Annotated in this window: 13 protein-coding genes; 9 read left to right on the forward strand and 4 right to left on the reverse strand. The window is 67.8% G+C overall.

Translation table 11 applies throughout. The annotated features are described in order from the left end of the window. Positions 1–87: 87 nt before the first annotated feature. From BXY45_RS14955 to BXY45_RS14965, 3 genes are all read left to right on the forward strand, one after another. Positions 88–1,089 (forward strand): Gfo/Idh/MocA family protein, encoded by a 1,002-nt coding sequence (locus BXY45_RS14955; RefSeq protein ID WP_109775301.1) that lies wholly within the window; start codon positions 88–90, stop codon positions 1,087–1,089. 83 nt (positions 1,090–1,172) lie between these two features. Next, positions 1,173–2,276, forward strand: coding sequence for a DegT/DnrJ/EryC1/StrS family aminotransferase (locus BXY45_RS14960; protein WP_211319600.1), 1,104 nt, complete (start codon positions 1,173–1,175; stop codon positions 2,274–2,276). Beyond that, on the forward strand, positions 2,266–3,033 hold the full coding sequence (locus BXY45_RS14965) for a methyltransferase domain-containing protein (protein ID WP_109775303.1): 768 nt from the start codon (positions 2,266–2,268) through the stop codon (positions 3,031–3,033). The genes BXY45_RS14960 and BXY45_RS14965 overlap by 11 nt, the downstream gene beginning before the upstream one ends. 14 nt (positions 3,034–3,047) lie before the next feature. Here the strand turns inward: BXY45_RS14965 and BXY45_RS14970 are convergent, their stop codons facing one another. Continuing rightward, positions 3,048–4,532 carry a hypothetical protein gene (locus BXY45_RS14970; protein WP_109775304.1) on the reverse strand — a complete coding sequence of 495 codons (1,485 nt, stop codon included), beginning with the start codon at positions 4,530–4,532 and terminating at the stop codon, positions 3,048–3,050. Positions 4,533–4,626: 94 nt separating this feature from the next. On the opposite strand from BXY45_RS14970, the gene BXY45_RS14975 reads away from it, so the two are divergent. Next, positions 4,627–6,072, forward strand: coding sequence for a bifunctional cytidylyltransferase/SDR family oxidoreductase (locus BXY45_RS14975; RefSeq protein ID WP_109775305.1), 1,446 nt, complete (start codon positions 4,627–4,629; stop codon positions 6,070–6,072). A gap of 118 nt (positions 6,073–6,190) precedes the next feature. On the opposite strand, the gene BXY45_RS14980 is transcribed toward BXY45_RS14975, so the two are convergent. Then, positions 6,191–6,862, reverse strand: coding sequence for a transposase family protein (locus BXY45_RS14980; RefSeq protein WP_109775306.1), 672 nt, complete (start codon positions 6,860–6,862; stop codon positions 6,191–6,193). Between the two features lie 853 nt (positions 6,863–7,715). Here BXY45_RS14980 and BXY45_RS14985 point away from each other — a divergent pair. Together BXY45_RS14985 and BXY45_RS14990 are read left to right on the forward strand one after the other, a co-directional pair. Next, positions 7,716–8,969, forward strand: a complete 1,254-nt coding sequence (locus BXY45_RS14985; protein ID WP_109775307.1) for a flagellin N-terminal helical domain-containing protein — start codon at positions 7,716–7,718, stop codon at positions 8,967–8,969. Between the two features lie 844 nt (positions 8,970–9,813). Beyond that, positions 9,814–10,617, forward strand: a complete 804-nt coding sequence (locus tag BXY45_RS14990; RefSeq protein ID WP_170131540.1) for an adenine nucleotide alpha hydrolase family protein — start codon at positions 9,814–9,816, stop codon at positions 10,615–10,617. Between the two features lie 480 nt (positions 10,618–11,097). Here the strand turns inward: BXY45_RS14990 and BXY45_RS23375 are convergent, their stop codons facing one another. Then, positions 11,098–11,235 (reverse strand): hypothetical protein, encoded by a 138-nt coding sequence (locus BXY45_RS23375; RefSeq protein WP_170131541.1) that lies wholly within the window; start codon positions 11,233–11,235, stop codon positions 11,098–11,100. 42 nt (positions 11,236–11,277) lie between these two features. On the opposite strand from BXY45_RS23375, the gene BXY45_RS14995 reads away from it, so the two are divergent. Both BXY45_RS14995 and BXY45_RS15000 read left to right on the forward strand, forming a co-directional pair. Next, positions 11,278–12,741: a hypothetical protein gene (locus BXY45_RS14995; RefSeq protein WP_109775309.1), complete on the forward strand. Its 1,464-nt coding sequence runs from the start codon at positions 11,278–11,280 to the stop codon at positions 12,739–12,741. Positions 12,742–12,890: 149 nt separating this feature from the next. Further along, complete coding sequence (locus tag BXY45_RS15000; RefSeq protein WP_109775310.1) at positions 12,891–13,274, forward strand: helix-turn-helix domain-containing protein; 384 nt, start codon at positions 12,891–12,893, stop codon at positions 13,272–13,274. Positions 13,275–13,296: 22 nt separating this feature from the next. Here the strand turns inward: BXY45_RS15000 and tnpC are convergent, their stop codons facing one another. After that, positions 13,297–14,826 carry an IS66 family transposase gene (gene tnpC, locus BXY45_RS15005; protein WP_109775311.1) on the reverse strand — a complete coding sequence of 510 codons (1,530 nt, stop codon included), beginning with the start codon at positions 14,824–14,826 and terminating at the stop codon, positions 13,297–13,299. Positions 14,827–14,871: 45 nt separating this feature from the next. Between tnpC and BXY45_RS15010 the strand changes: the two genes are divergently transcribed. After that, the gene (locus BXY45_RS15010; RefSeq protein WP_109775312.1) at positions 14,872–15,240 is read left to right on the forward strand and encodes a hypothetical protein; all 369 of its coding nucleotides are present in this window, start codon (positions 14,872–14,874) and stop codon (positions 15,238–15,240) included. The last annotated feature ends 64 nt before the right edge of the window (positions 15,241–15,304 follow it).

Raw genomic sequence — 15,304 nt, forward strand, 5'->3', positions numbered from 1 at the left:
CGTACTCGCCGACGGCGCCCGCCTAGCATCGCCGAGGGAGAACAACCGGGCGGCCAGCGCCGGAAGCCCGCGGCAGGAGGGTGCCCGATGCACGTCGGAGTGGTAGGTCTTGGGTACTGGGGCTCCAAGCACGTGCGCGTCCTATCGAGCACGCCCAGCGTCGACCGCGTCTCGGGCTTCGACCCCGACCCCATGCGGTGCGCTGCGACCACCGCTGTCTTCCCGGCGGTCAAGACTGCGCCGAGCTTCAATGCCCTGCTGGACGAGGTGGACGCCGTCGTCATTGCGACTGGGCCCGCGACTCACGCCGACCTGGCCCGCCGAGCGCTAGAGCGCGGGCGGCACGTCCTGGTCGAGAAGCCTCTCGCACTCAGGCCGACGGATGCAGAGAGCCTGACGTCACTGGCTGCCGCAGCTGACCTCGTGCTGATGGTCGGCCACACGTTCGCGTTCAACCCGGCTGTGGAGAGGCTGCAGAGCGACATCGCGAGCGGCTCCCTGGGCACGGTCCTGAGGATCCACAGCGAGCGCCTCAACCTCGGTCGCTTCCAGTCAGAGTGCGACGTGCTCTGGGACCTCGCCCCTCACGACCTCAGCATCATCATGCTCATCACGGGCCAAACGCCGACGTCCGTGCAGAGCTTCGGTCGCGGGCACATCGATCCAGCCGTGGTCGACGACGCCCACCTCATGCTCGACTTCGAAGACAGCGGCCTGCAGGCCGTGGTGCACGTCAGCTGGCTGGACCCCCGCAAGGTCCGCCGTGTGACGGTAGTCGGAGAACGGCGTATGGCTGTCTTCGACGACCTCCGCGACGAGGAGCGGCTGCGCCTCTACGACAAGGGCGTCGACAAGGACATCGAGCAGGCTCCGCACTCCGTGCCGCTGTCGTACCGGTACGGCGACATCACAGCCCCGCTGCTCCCCGCGGAGGAGCCGCTTCAGCGGGAGGACGAGCACTTCGTCGGCTGCATCCGCACCGGAGCCCACCCGCTGACGGACGGCTCGTCCGGTGCAGCTGTGACACGCATCCTCGTCGCCGCGACCACGTCACTGGCAGAGGACGGCAGAAAGGTCTCGATCCGATGACTCGACCCTCCCTCCCGCGGGCCCGCACTCACTCTGATGCTGCGATCCCCTTCCTCGACATCAGGGTGGCGCACGCCCCGATCATGCGTGATCTGGAACGCGCCTTCGCGGAGCAGATCACCTCGGGCGAGTTCATCGGCGGCAGCAGCGTGCGCCGCTTCGAGGAGCAGTGGGCGCTGGCCTGCGGCACGCCCCACGCCATCGGAGTGGCCAACGGCACCGACGCCCTTGAGCTAGCGCTGCGCGGCCTCGGGATTGGCCTCGGCGACGAGGTCGTGGTCCCGGCCAACACGTTCATCGCCACGGCGCACGCCGTCATCAGCACCGGGGCGCGCGTGGTCTTCGCCGATGTCGACCCCGTCACGCTGCTGGTCACACCAGCCAGCGTCACAGAGGCGCTTACGCCCCGCACGCGCGCCGTCATCGTCGTCCATCTGTTCGGCCACGCCGCGGACGTGGACGAGATCGGCCGCCTGGCCCGCCAGCACGGCCTGTTCCTCGTCGAGGACTGCGCCCAGGCCCACGGAGCGACGTGGGCCGGACGGCCCGTCGGCAGCTTCGGTGACGCTGGCTGCTTCAGCTTCTACCCGTCCAAGAACCTGGGCGCTCTCGGAGACGGTGGTGCGGTGGTCACGGCTGACAGCGCTCTCGCGTCCGCCATCCGTCAGATCGCGGACCACGGCCGTTCCACCACTGATCGGAACTCGCACGTGGTAGCCGGACGCAACAGCAGACTCGACGCCACCCAAGCGGCCGCGCTCTCCGTGAAGCTCGGCCACCTTTCCACCTGGAACGAGCAGCGGCGGGCTGCCCATGCCACCTACCAGCGGTCGCTGAGCGGCGCAGACGGCGTGCGGCTGCAGCAGGAGCCTGCTGGCTCGAGGTCCGTGTACCACCTCGAAGTCGTCAGAGTCGTCGACCGCGAGCGGGTGGAGGCGAGGTTGCGCGCCGCGGGCATCGCGACCTCCGTCCACTACCCGGTTCCGTGCCACCTGCAACCTTCGATGAGCTGTGCCGCTGAACCGCAGTCCCTCCCCGTCGCCGAAGTCGCCGCCAGCCAGATTCTCAGCCTGCCTATGTTCCCGGGTATCAGCGACGCTCAGGTGGAGCGCGTGTGCGATGTCCTGCTTGACAGCGTCGCAGTGATCACGACGCGCGTCGGAGGAGACCTGACCGGTGTCTCCTGAGCGTCACGCCGACCTCCGAGATCTCGAGGTCTACGCCCTCGACTACGCAAGCTCCGCCTTTGAGGAGTACCAGGCCGAGGTGCGCCGTCGCATCGTGCTGGAGCGCCTGGCCCTGCGCGCTCCCCGCCGCGTCCTGGAGGTCGGCTGCGGCTTGGTCTCGCTCGCCTCATTCGTCGAGGACAAGACGACCTGCGTGGTCGTCGAACCTACGGCCCCTTTCGTCACGACCGTCCGCGATCAGCTCGATGCACGTCACACGGTGGTGCACTCGACGCTTGAGGATGCCGTCACCAGCGGAGCACTCCCCCTGGACGTCCCTTTCGACGTCATCGTGGTGAGCAGCCTGCTGCACGAGGTCACCGACCCGTCGGCCCTCATGCGTGCGGTCCGTGCCTGCTGCTCCGAGAACACCCTCGTGCACGTGAACGCGCCCAACCTCTTGTCGCTGCACCGGCGCCTGGGGATGCAGATGGGCCTCTTGCGCGACCTCAGGGAGCTCTCGACCCGCCAGAAGACGCTCCAGCAGCGGGCCTTCTACGACTCGGCGGGACTCAAGGCCGAGCTCGAGTCGGTCGGGTTGTCCGTCACAGCAGAGGGTGGCTACTTCCTGAAGCCGTTCGCGGCTGAGCAGATGTCGGAGGCAGTCGGGTCAGGGATGCTCGACCCGCAGGTGCTGGAGGCGCTGGTTGTGCTCGGCGCGCAGCTCCCGGAGCTCGCCTCGGAGATCTGGTGCGAGGGTGTCCTCAGCTGCGCCTGACCGAGTTCCGGAGATCAGTTCCAGGTCCGCGTCTCGTCCAGCACGCCGTCGACCACGTCGTCGATGACCCGAGCTCCCACAGTGCGTCCCGTTGCGACGGACACCGGGCCGCGCGGCGCCGTCGCGAGGACGAACCTGGACAGCTGCTCCTGGTCGTCGATGACGTCGACCAGGTCACGCCAAGTGGCATCAGCCGTCGTACCCCGCTGGACGGGGTGGCGGAGGTAGCCAACCGGTCGGCCGAGATGCAAGTACTCAGGGATAAGCGAGCTCAGATCACTCACCAGGACCGATGACGCTGCGAAGGCCGGCCGGTAGTCGCGGTCCTCATCGAGGAGAACGCGAGGCCGCAGCGCGCACTGCTCACGGAACCACCGAGCGAGCTGAGCAGCAGTGCCACCAGCCGCTTCGAGCCCCGGCAGGAGCATCGGGTGCGGGCGGGCCACGAGAGCCAGGGTCGGGTCACGGTCTACGAGGGCGAGCATCGCTTCCGCGTATAGGGAGAAGGTCGACCAACCGTCAGCCCCGCTCCGGAAGTGCGGGTTCCACAGGACGACCCGGTCGCTCCCGAGCTTCCGTTGGATCGCGCTACCTGCATCGCCCGCCTGCTCGAGGGCCGCTCGCAACCAATCCCCTTTGATCGCGCCCAGCGCTCGGACGTGGTCGTTGCCCGAGGAGCAGTGCTCACCGTACAGAGCAGCCTGGACGTCGTTGGCAACGTAGACGCGCCACGCGAGGTTGTGGGTCGGCATGTCGTACTGCATGGACACCTCGGCACCGATGCTCTCCGCATACGGCGAGAGCACGACGCGAACACCCACGGCGAGGAAGTCGGGAAGCCTCAGACCCTCCGGCCGGTACTCGTCGTACGGATCGCACACCACGATGACGTCGAAGTCGTCGAGGCACCCCATGACCGAGGCAGCCGCGACAGGCGCCCACCCCGCCTTGACTACGGTGTCGTGCGCCTCCGTTGCGGTGCGACTGAAGGGACCTTCGAGGGCCACCACGCTGCACTCGACGCGAGGGTCGCTGTAAGCGGCTCTCACCAGCGGCTCCAGCGCTCCCCAGCTGTCCATGTGCTGGGCGAGCACCATCATCTTCAACGGACGGTCACGCAAGGGACGACGCTCCGCGTCGCGCAGCAGTCGGGCCTGACGGCTGTTCCATGCGGCCGCCATGAGAGCGGTCTCCGCGCTGACACTGCCATCGACCAGCACATTGTCGACGACGAGGGACCCCACCTCCTGCGGCCCCACCAGGCTGCATGACACGAGCCGTGAGAGGTCGGGGACGACATCCGCACACACGCCGAGAAACGAGACCACGTCCTCTTCGCGCGGCTCCACTGCCAGGGCAACGTAGAGGTCCACGGGGTCTGACGACGAGGTGCTTGCCAGCAGGCGCCGCAGGACCGGTCCCGGCACCGGCGGCACCGGCGCGTCCGGGGTGCTGTGCAGGTGCAGCAGGACGGCGCGACGGCGATCGGTGGCGAGCATGTCACCTCATCGGCGCATTCGAGACCGCGGTTGAGCGCTGAACGTCAGCTCGGCACCTGCTCAAGCCAGGGCGCCGGTACGCCGATCGAGTGGTGTGACCAACCTGACCCAGGGACCGCTCGCCGGGACCGACAGGCGTTCGCTCCCCGTGATCGGCATCATCCTCGCCGGCGGCACTGGCTCCCGTGCCGGCAGCGCACTGCCCAAGCAGTTCGTGCGGGTGGCGGGCAAGCCTGTACTCCAGCACACCGTGGAGATCTTCGAGCGGTCCGACGCAATCGACATGATCGTCGTCGTCGCACACCGGGACCACCTGGCGCGTGCTACCTCGATCGCGCAGACCGCCGCACGAGCCAAGCCCGTCTTGGTGGTCGATGGCGGAACGACGCGCTTCGACAGCACCAGCAACGCACTCGACCACCTCAAGGCCCGGGGCGTCCTCGATGCCAAGGTGCTGATCCACGACGCCGTGCGCCCGCTGCTCGATGAGCGCATCATCAAGGACTGCGTCGCGGCGCTCGACATGCTCGACGCCGTGGACGTGGTGGTACCTACGAGCGACACCATCGTCGAGGTCGACGCGGCTGGTGACATCACGGACATCCCGCTCCGCGAGCGCCTCCGCCGTGGACAGACCCCACAGGGCTTCATCCTGCACACGATCCAGCGGGCCTACGAGGCGGCCAAGGCCTCACCTCTCCCGGCCCCAGTCACCGACGACTGTGGAGTACTGCGCGCCTTCGCCCCCGCGACCACCATCGGCACAGTGCTCGGCGCAGAGACGAACATCAAGGTCACCCATCCCCAGGACTTCATGCTCCTCGACCAGCTGTTCCGCAGTCGCAGCACCGGCGACACCGAGGTGAAGCACGATGCGCTGCGAGGCCAGGTCGTCCTGGTCCTTGGAGGTACTCGGGGGATCGGCGCCGCGCTGGCCGCTGCTTTGCGGAAGGCCGGAGCTCTGGCCGAGGTGCCCTCACGGACAGACGGACTCGATGTGCGCGACGAAGCCTCGGTCCAGCGAGTCGTCGATGGCGTTGAGCGCAAGCACGGCCGTGTGGATTCTGTGGTGCTCTGTGCCGGCACCCTCTCGCACGGCTCGGTGACCCGGGCTGAGCCGCGGCAACTCCAGGAGATGATCGAGACGAACTTCTGGGGTCCGGTAGCAGTGGCTCGAGCGGTCCACGGTGCCCTTCAAAGGTCGGGTGGCCAGCTGGTGCTCTTCGGCTCGAGCTCATACACCCGCGGCCGAGACGGGTATGCCGTGTACAGCGCGACTAAGGCAGCCGTCGTCAACCTCACTCAGGCCCTGGCCGAGGAATGGTACGACGACGGCGTGAGGGTCAACTGCGTCAGCCCGGCCCGTACACGCACCGACATGCGGTCCGGCTTCAGCGAGCCGGAGTCGAACACCGGGCTCCTGGAAGCCGAAGAGGTCGCCCACGCCACCATCGCCGTCTTGACATCCAGCACCACCGGAAGCGTCATTGATGTCAAGTACGTCGAGGCCGTGAGAGAGAAGGCTCTGGCGTCTCTGTGACCGCGGCACCTTTCCTTGCGGGGTCTGCTTCGGCATCACCGAACGGCAAGATCCCTGGGAGAGGAGTCTGCTCACCGCTGGGCGCCCAGGTACTCCGACAGTTTGGGGGTGTTCCCCTTCACGGCGAAATGTAGTGTGCGCCTCGCGCCTTCAGCCCCGTCGCCGATGTCCTGCCGGTGTGCCGGGCATCCGCGACGATGACGGCTCCGGCCAGGTCGATCACCGCGGCGAGGCCCTCCAACGCCTTCGCCGTGGCGGCGACCTCATCAACGCTAATCATGGGGGTCTGGGTCAGCACCACCCCCGAGGCGGTGTCCGTGCTGGACGCGGACGCCGCCTGGCGACGGGTGACCTCACCGGTGTCGGGGTCGACCTCGTCGTGTGTTGAGCCGGTCGCAACCTTGCCATCCAGGGAGTACACGCACTCATCCCTGCCTCCGGGCCCCCGCAGCCACGCCGGCAGCCTGGCGCGCTCAGTGGCGTGGGCCAGGGAGCGGCGGGACGCCCACCGGCGTAGTGCCGCCTCGAAGGAGGCCACGTCCATCGTGATCAGGGCTCGGCGGATCGTGCCGGCGTGGGGCAGACCGAAGCGTGGGTGCCGCAACCCGATGAAGTCGATCATCTCGGCGTCGGCGGCGGCGTCGGAGATGGCTGCCAAGGACTTCGCTCCACCGATCACGGCGAAGATCGCCAGCCTCAGGGTTGGTTGCAGAGGGTGACGCAGACCTTGGGGGCAGCGGCCGTCGACGACCCTGAGAAGTTCGCTCCACAGCGGTGACCCGCTCTGCAACGGTGGCCCGCGTCAGTGCCTCCAGCAGATGCGGCGGCAGGTTCAGGGCGTCGGGCCGGTCAAGGCACGATGGCGTCGCGGACACCGCTACCTCACGGGAAGTCGAGGGTGGCCAGAGACCCACAAGCCACCACGGAGGCCCGTTTCCGCACTCATCCGGAGGCTGCATCGATGTAGGTCAGAGTCGCGCTACGCCGACAATGCAATCACCCTGGTCAGGAACTGAGGAGGGTCACTGCTCCACGACTCAGGCGTGCGCTCTGCGAAGTTAAAGAATCAGCCGGTGCGCTGGCAATCGAGGTCACGGCTGCTTCAAGCCGCTCCGTTTCTGGCATAACGCAGGTGTAGGTGCGCCTGGTATTCGCCACAGACACCGTGAGCAACACGGAGTCCTCAGCCGGCCGCTTGGGCGCCCCACGGCGACCTTCTGACCCCGTGGAGGATGGGCGCGTCTCCGGAAGCTCCAGGACGTGGTGCGCCCCGTTCGCCGAGTGGTCCCCGAACGTGATCAACATGCTCATCGCGACCTCCTCGGTCACAGGGTTTGATCTCTTGCTCCATGCTCATCGGCGTCATCGCCTGCACCTTCAAGACTTCGGGCTGCTATCACGACCAGCGTCACCCATGTGGACGCGCTGCCCCTGCACATAGCGTTTCGAGCGGTCATGCCCTACGGCCATGACCGCTCCGAAGGAGTCGGAGGCCGCCTCGGCGACAGCCCATTAGAACATCAGCCAGATATCACCGATACTCCCGAAGTAAAATCCTCAAATGGATTAGTCCACACCCGATTGATGCATCGAGCCCACGGATGGGCTAGAGCCACTTCAGGCACCATTTCACGGAGGAAATCATGGCACTCACCGTTAACTCGAACATCCAGGCCCTCAACGCCTACCGCAACCTGAACAAGACCCAGGCCGGCCTGTCGAGCTCGCTCGAGAAGCTGTCCAGCGGTCTTCGCATCAACCGCGCTGCTGACGACGCTGCCGGTCTGGCCATCTCCGAGGGCCTCAAGGCCCAGATCGGTGGTATCCAGCAGGCTTCACACAACGCTCAGGACGCCATCAGCCTGGTCCAGACCGGTGACGGCGCGCTCGCCACCACCCACGCGGTGCTGCAGCGCCTGCGCACCCTGGCGATGCAGGCGGCCAACGGATCGCAGTCCAGCAACTCCCGTGAGGCCATCAATGAGGAAGCGACCGCCCTCAAGGCCGAGCTGACCCGGATCGCCAACACGACGTCCTTCAACAACGTCAACCTGCTGGACGGCACCTTCAACGCTGGCGCCGGGTTCCAGGTCGGCTACCGTGGCGACAACGCTGCGATGGGGGCGACGGGCAACGTCGTGATGGTCGCCATCGGTTCCGGAGCTGTGGCGGCGTCAGCCACGACCGCCAGCCTCGCCGGCGCCTCGGTGACCGCTGCCTCCAGCGTGGCCTTCAACTTCAGCGCGAATGCGCTTACGGTGTCAGTGAAGGTCGACGGCGTTGCCAAGACGCTGACGGTGAGCGGGAACCTCGGAACCTCGACCAACCTCGTCACCAACGCCACCGGCCTGGCTGCGTCTCTGAACACCGCCCTTACCTCGGCCTACGGGGCGCCCGTAGCCGTCTTCACGACCGGAGCCAACGGCGCCATCACGCTGTCAGCCTCGACCACTGGTAGCCACATTGTGGAGATCACCGCCGTCTCTGGCGGCACTACGAACGCAGCATCAGTCGGTCTGTCTACCGGGCTCGGACTTGGCCAGAGCGCCGTAGCCGCAGGGTCGTTTGACGCCGGAGGCCTGGGCGTCGCCGGTGTGTGGCTATCGGACCAAACGAACGCTCAGTCGTCGCTGTCGGCCATCGACGCGGCGATCACCACAGTCTCGCTCGCCCGTGCTCGTCTGGGTGCGCTGCAGAACCGGTTCCAGTACACCGTCGACAACCTCGACACGGCCGCCGAGAACCTGTCGGCCGGCCTCAGCCGTATCGCCGACACCGACATGGCTGCACAGATGGTCAGCTTCACCAGGGCGCAGATCCTGTCGCAATCGGGCACGGCGATGCTCTCGCAGGCCAAGAACCTCCCGGCGTCGATCCTGGAACTGCTCAAGAACTGAGCCGGGCGCCGCTTGTGGCCTCCTCTCCTGCCGGAGACCGCCGCTACTCGCCAAGAGGCCGTCAGGTTCACAAAATCGGAACCTGACGGCCTCTTGGCGTCCCCGGCAGATGAGCGAGCCTGGCAGTTGTCGCTGACGTCGAAATGCCGGCGGCCGAGCACGAGTTCGCGCAGGCGGGCGGACGAGCGCTGTAGGTCGACGCCGCCGGCCCCGATCAGCTGAAGCACCTCGTGCACAGAGCGCCGGACGCGCTGGGTCTTCATCGACGTCGGAGTGCTCGACATGCAACTGGGCGCGCCGTGGGGAAGTACCCCGCAGGAGTGACGGCTCGACGTCAACGGCTCCGGGCGCTTACTCCTAGCTACCGCCGGCTGGGCGAGGGCCGCGTACGTGGTCGTCGCTGCACCCAGGGCGGGACTCGCAGGCTCCCCTTGTGCCGTGTGGCCTGCGACCGGTGGGCCCACAGGACTTCCACGATCTCTTCCGGTGCGTCAGTCCCGGGTATGCTCCGCGACCCCTGGAGACGTGCAGCGAGGTGAGGCTGCCCCAGCTCCAGAAGCCACCCTACCTAGCATCATGATCACGCCAGGGCACAGTGACGATGAGACCTGGGGTTCAGGCAGACAGCGTCGGGTGACGTCTCCGAGGGTGGCCGTTTAGCGCTGCGGTCAGCTCAGGGCTGAAGGGGCGCAAGCAGACCGACACGCACACCGACACGGACGACATGATTCGCGAGAACTCCCCCGCTGCTGTCGGCTTTCCCGTCACAGGAGCCCGACCTGGCGTGCTGCAACTGCTCCCGGTCCGCTTCGGCATCTGGGGCGGCATCACCGTTCTCGCCGCCGTGGTGGCCATGCTCGCCGCCTCGGAAGGCCCCACCGATTGGCGTCTTCTCATCGCGACGACGGGCCTCGGGGTGGCTGTCGTCACCACGCTCTGCACGTGGTCGTCCCGTCGCAAGGAGGCAGACCATCAGCACCTGAGCAAGGCGGTGGCCGATCTCGTGAACGCTTGGAACGTGCTGCGGACATCCACGGGCATCACTGCCGCCATCGAGAGCAACCTCGTTCTGCTTCGCCAAGAGGACCGCGTGGCTCAACTTGGGACCAGGAGAATCGACAAGGTTGACGCCCAGCTGCGCCAGGTGACGGCACTCGACCGACCCGCCAGCCCGAAGAATCTGGAGAGCTGGCTCGAACGGCGCTACGACACCGTCGCCGAGCGCAACAAGCAGCTCATCGAGCTGGTGACGAACACCGAAGACCGGTGGCGGCTACGAGCCCAGGCGACAGCCGACGCGCACCCGTCACTCATGGAGGCCTACTCCGACTGGGACCGCGCGGCGCAGACGTGTCGGGCCGCGGCATCTCGATGGCCCTCACTTGTCCAGTGCGTCGAGCTCACCGAGTACCACGTCCGAGCGTGGTGGGTCTACGCCGTCAACGACCCGCGCTACTGGGAGTCGGACGAGGGCATGCGTCAGGAACGCCGACGCTGGCACAACGAGGCCAAGGCGCGTGTTCTCGCTCTGCAAGACATCGTCGTGTGCCGTGACCTCGGCATGCACCCGATGCGTCATGCCCTAGCCAGGACGACGCCGGGGACCGAAACGCTCAACGCGATCGACCGCTCCAACGCGATGATTTGACGGGCCTGGGATCGATCGTCGCCCTGCCTTCACCCCGGCGGGGTGCCCCAGGTGGGCGACCATGTAGGAGGGGAGCGCAGCTGGTCGCGGGCGGCGTCCTCATCGGAGACAGCGCGGTTGAGCAGATGCTGGACTGCCGTGGGAGTCGGCCTCACCGGCGTGTTCGGCCAGCGTCCAGGCGTTCTTGGTCGGCAGCTCCGCGCTCAGGGCGGCGTGACCTGCGGGATCCGGGTGCGCGTCTCGACCCTGGCTGCGCAGGAGCCGATGCGCTCACCGACGTCGAGCAAGTGCCGGGCGTACTCCAGGGCTCCTACGCTGGACATGCGGCCGTCGCGTTCTCGTTGTTAGTCCACACACCTACCGATGCTGTCGCGGCGGCCGTTCCTCCTGGTCACCGGGTCCCACGCTCAGTCACGAACTGCGGCTGCAGTACAGAGCACAGCATCGCACGGCCGCGGAGGGGCGCTCTGCGCGTCGAGATCAGGACAGCGCCGGCCGCAACCACGCCAGCCGGGCGTCGGCTGCGGCAAGGTCGGCCAGCGACGCGTCGAAGCTCGCGTCGTCGTCCAGACCCAACCAGTCCCGGGCGTCGATGTGCCGCGAATCGCTAGGGTCCACCGCGACCTGCCGATGGGCGCTCCCGCTACTACTTTCGGAACAGTGCTGCGAGACCCGATCACCGTCCTCGTCGAAGACACCGTCGCCGCCCACCCCGATACCTGCGCCGACTGCCTCGGCAGATTGCTGCACGGCCGGCGCCAGTACCTGCCGGCTTCCCCGCCGACCCGGTGGAAGGCCGGTGACGTCCGCGCCGTCCTGCTGGACATGGCACCCGCGCGAATCACCGACCCCTGCGACCTGCCCGCCCACGCGGCGCCGGCCCTGGAGGCGCTGCTCGACCTTCTGGAGAGCACCGGTCGGCTACACCCCGGTAGCGCCAAGCCGGCGACACTGCGCCGCGAACTGAACCAGGCCGCGCCCTTGGCGCCCGATGCACTGGCTGACCGGCGCCGCTGGCGTCTGGCCAAGACCCTCTACGCGCAGATGCTCGCCGAAGGTGTCGACATCGCCGACGACGACGCCTGCGAGGCGTGGGCCGAGGAGTTCTCCGAGCGCGACGATGACGCGCGCGCCGTCGTCCTGAAACACCTTGCCGCCAGCGACCCGAGCGTGCTGCGGGCCAGGTTCATCGCCCGCAACGGCCAAGCGGCTGCCCTCGACCCTGACGATCCCCGGAACATCGGCCTCACCGCCAGTGCAGTCATCGGCGGCCCTTCGGCCACCGATGACGAGCCGACTGAGCCGTACCCGACGGTGCCACTGCCGTCACGGGCGGAGGCGGCCGACGCGGCGCGCCAGTCGCCGATGCTGGCGACGCTCGTCTCGGTGAGCCAGTTCCTCGTCGGAAGGAAGACCACCAAGGACGGCGAGCCGGTACCCGCCGACGTCGAGTTGCTCTCCCTCATGACCGGAGAAGCTGAACACGGTGAACGCCTGCGCCATCTGCGGGATGCGCCGCTCACGGCCGAGCTTCTGCGCACCGCGGAGCTGGTGGAACTCATCGCTCCCGGCATGACGGGCTGGTTGCCCGGGCACCGCCTGCCACCCCTCCGCGACGACGCCATCGAGCCGAACCTGGCTGACCTGTCCGACGACGAGGTGCTCGAGCTGTGGCAGGCCACCTTCACGGTGACCGAGCGCATGGTGGCCGCGCGTGACAGCGGCAGCGATGAGACGACGTGGCGCAGCAACCTCATGCCCGAGGTGACCGTCACGCTCTACCGGTGTGCCGGCGGACAGGGAACCCCAGTAGCCATCGACACCCTGGCACGCGCCGCGGCGCTCACCAGCGCTCCGCCCGCACCGCCCACCGTCCCGGGCGGCGGAGACCTCGCGGACATGGCGGCACAGATGCACGAGCTGATGATCGAAGCCAGGACGGTCATGGTGTTGGAGCAGGTCGCCGTGCTGGAGTTTCTCGGTGCGCTGGTCCTTGACGACGACGCAGCGGCCGACGTCCCCACTCATCGAGCCATCGACCTCCACCGCAGCGAGCGTCGAGCGTCACTGACCCCGCTGGGACTCTGGGCCGTCCACGCCCAGCTCCAGCGCGCGGTGACGTGAGCGTCGCCACAGGTGCCGGTTGGGCTCACGGGCGACGTCGTCGGGGGTGCCGATCTGGTGGGGGCAGCCTGCGCGTCATCGCGCCGCAAACCTCCCCCAACAGGATCACTTGATACAGTTGTTGCACCTGGAGCAGATGGAGATGCGGCATGACTGACGTACTGATGCGCGACGCGGATGCACTGCATCGCGCCCTCGAAGGCGCGGGGGACGAGGTCAAGGTCAGCGTCTCGCGGGCGACCGCGGAATGGCTGGCTGACATCGTGGACGCACGCTCACGCGGCCAGCGCATCGTCGTGACGCAAGGCCGGGCTGAAGTCACTCCCGCCGAGGCAGCAGCACTACTGGGCGTCTCGCGCCCCCAGGTCCGCAAGTTCATGGACGAAGGCAAGCTGGGCTTCCGCATGGTCGGCGCACACCACCGCATCCCCCTGGAATCCATCGAGGCATTTCGGGCGTGGGAGCGGGAGCAGATGACGAGGGGCATGGAGGCGGTGTCCCAGCTGCAGAACGAGCTGGGCCTCTCCCATTGACCTCTGTCGGCGGCGTAGCTATTCAGGTGGTGGCCAGCTCAGGGATCCAGACGCGGCCGGTGAACAGCTCCCGTAGCACCTCCAGCGATGCCCGGCCCTGACGCTGGGCCGTCAGCAGGTAGGAACGGATCGCGACGAACACCTCCGCGCCCTTGAGAGTGCGCAGGCACCCGGAGACCTTCTCCCGCAACCGCACACCACGAAGATCACGCTCGGCTTGGTTGTTGGTGAACGGCACGGTGAGGTCGACCGCGAACCGCAGGTAAGCCTCCCGCTCCCGCTCGATGCGCAGTAGCAGGTTCACCGCCTTCGGCCTCTTCTTCGCTCCCGGCCACCCACCGGGTGGGGCCGGGTTCTGCTGATGCCCCAGGGTGAGGATCTTCTCGAAGGTGGCGACCCTGGCCGCCAGCACCGCCTCATCCAGCTGCTCCTGCCCGTCGCGGCGGGCTTGGCGGGCTTCGCCGCTGAGGGCTTCCAGGAAGTGCAGCATCTTGCCCGCCCACGACTGCGAGCCGGCTTCGGTGGTGCACCCCGGTGCGGCGTCCACCACCGCGCGCAGCTCCCGGACCACGTGCGCCCCGCACAGGGCGTGCACCGATGCGTAGGACAGGTACGGCCCCCAGGCATCGGTGACCAGCACCGCCTCTTCGCGCAGGTGGTTGATGACCCCGGTCCGCTCGATGGCGACCTTCCCGCGCTTGCCCTTCCCGGTGTGCACGCTGAGCAGCACCAACGCCAGCGTGCACGCCACGTGCACCCACGCCAACGCCCCCGCTGTGCGCAGCCCGGTCTCATCGGCATGCAGCACATCGGCGTCACGCAGCTGGGCCGCGACGACGTCCAGGAACCCGCCGTCTTCGGCCAGGGCGTCCCCGGCCTGGGCCACCCATGCATTCACCGACCCCGCGCTGACCGGCGCACCCAGCAACGCGCCCATCACCACCGCAGCCCGAGCGATCGGCAGGAAATGCTCACTGACCAGCCACGTCACACTCGCCCTGACCCGCGGGCCGTACTGCGCCGGGGCGGCGACCCCCGCTGCCACCCCATCGGCGACACCGGCGGTGGTACGCACCCCGCAGACACAGCGGCACGTCACGATCCGGTGCTCGGTGCACTCCAGGGCCACGTCCTCGGGCAGGTCGAACACCTGCCGGCGCGCGAAGGAAGCCACCTCCGCGCCTGCCAGCGAAGCTTGGCAGCCCGAGCAGATGGCGGGGCGGTGAGTGATGACGACGTCGGGGTCATCGACCTGACACAGCGCGGCGCCTTCATGGCCAGCCTGCCCACCAGGCTTGCGACCACTCTTGACCCGCCGCGACGTCGGCGACGGGGTCGGGGGCTTCTTGTACCCATCCGAAGACGGCGGCTTGGAGGACGTCCTCGAGGTAGCCGAGGCGGCAGCGAGCTTGGCGGACAGCTCAGCGATCTTCGCGTCCTGCTCAGCGATCCGCGCCGTCAACGCCGCGACCTGCTCGGACAGCATCACCACCAGGTCCACCAGCTCCTCACGAGAAGCTGAGGCCAACGCGGAGCGGTCCACGGGCAGCACGAGACAACCGTTCTGTGCGGGGAAGGTCACAGCCCACCGCAAGCGGTGGGAGGACCAGCCTCACCTGCACCGACGGCCGCTGGCAACCCCTACAACGACACCAAGATCACCGAGGTACCTGAACAGCTACTCGGCGGCAACGAGCGCGCGCCGATTCGCGTCATCCTCGCGGACGCCAACGTTCTTTACTCCCGCGTCCTTCGGGACTACCTGCTGTACGCGGCGACAGGGGGCCTGCTGGAAATCCGCTGGAGCGCGGCGATCCTGGCGGAGGTCATCGAACACCTCGCAGAGAACATCGCCGGGTTCGATGCGACAGCCGGCGCCCGGCTACTCGCCGCGATGAACGGCGCTTTCCCCGCGGCCGAGGTCGAGCTCGACAGTGAGCCTTTGCCACTAGCGCGTCGGCGGTGACGCTGCGTGACCTTGGGTTGCGAGTCGAGGGTGGGACCCCGAAGGATGGATCGGTCCGCTCAAA

The organism is Quadrisphaera granulorum (genome assembly GCF_003149145.1).
Taxonomy (GTDB): Bacteria; Actinomycetota; Actinomycetes; order Actinomycetales; family Quadrisphaeraceae; genus Quadrisphaera; species Quadrisphaera granulorum.

Coding starts and splice junctions, on each gene's coding strand:
- BXY45_RS14955 (WP_109775301.1), top strand. CDS start 88: ATGCACGTCGGAGTGGTAGGTCTTGGGTACTGGGGCTCCAAGCACGTG.
- BXY45_RS14960 (WP_211319600.1), top strand. CDS start 1,173: ATGCGTGATCTGGAACGCGCCTTCGCGGAGCAGATCACCTCGGGCGAG.
- BXY45_RS14970 (WP_109775304.1), bottom strand. CDS start 4,532: ATGCTCGCCACCGATCGCCGTCGCGCCGTCCTGCTGCACCTGCACAGC.
- BXY45_RS14985 (WP_109775307.1), top strand. CDS start 7,716: ATGGCACTCACCGTTAACTCGAACATCCAGGCCCTCAACGCCTACCGC.
- BXY45_RS15000 (WP_109775310.1), top strand. CDS start 12,891: ATGACTGACGTACTGATGCGCGACGCGGATGCACTGCATCGCGCCCTC.